Origin of the sequence: Pseudomonas sp. 51_B (assembly GCF_017491595.1) — a bacterium.
GTDB classification, from domain to species: Bacteria; Pseudomonadota; Gammaproteobacteria; order Pseudomonadales; family Pseudomonadaceae; genus Aquipseudomonas; species Aquipseudomonas promysalinigenes.
Genome location: NZ_JAFGYW010000378.1, coordinates 1 through 451 on the forward strand (window position 1 = coordinate 1; position 451 = coordinate 451).

At 60.1% G+C, this 451-nt stretch carries 1 pseudogene; it reads left to right on the forward strand.

From position 1 onward, the window contains the following. Positions 1–264: pseudogene (locus tag J5M56_RS25320) on the forward strand (potassium-transporting ATPase subunit B); the annotation flags it as partial. Positions 265–451 lie beyond the last annotated feature (187 nt).

A 451-nucleotide genomic window follows, 5' to 3' on the forward strand; every position in this document is an offset into this window, starting at 1 on the left:
GCCTCGATTTACCCGCAGCTGGGCGTGCTGAACATCATGCATCTGAGCAGTCCGCAGAGCGCGATTCTCTCGGCCATTGTGTTCAACGCGCTGATCATTGTTGTGCTGATTCCACTGGCATTGCGCGGCGTGCGGGTGCAGGCGGCGAGTGCGGCGGCGTTGCTGCGGCGCAATCTACTGATCTATGGCGTCGGCGGGATTGTCGTGCCGTTCGTGGGGATCAAGGTGATCGACATGCTGCTTACGGCGTTGCATCTGGTGTGAGGCTGAAAAGAGCCCCTCACCCTAGCCCTCTCCCGGAGGGAGAGGGGACTGACGGTGGCGATCTTGCGAGTTACATCGACCTGAATGATCCACGTGATCTCAGGCTTGGCCAAGCGAAGTTCACCACTGAAGTCGCAGGTCGGCGTACATCACCCAGACAACTCGGTCAGTCCCCTCTCCCTCTGGG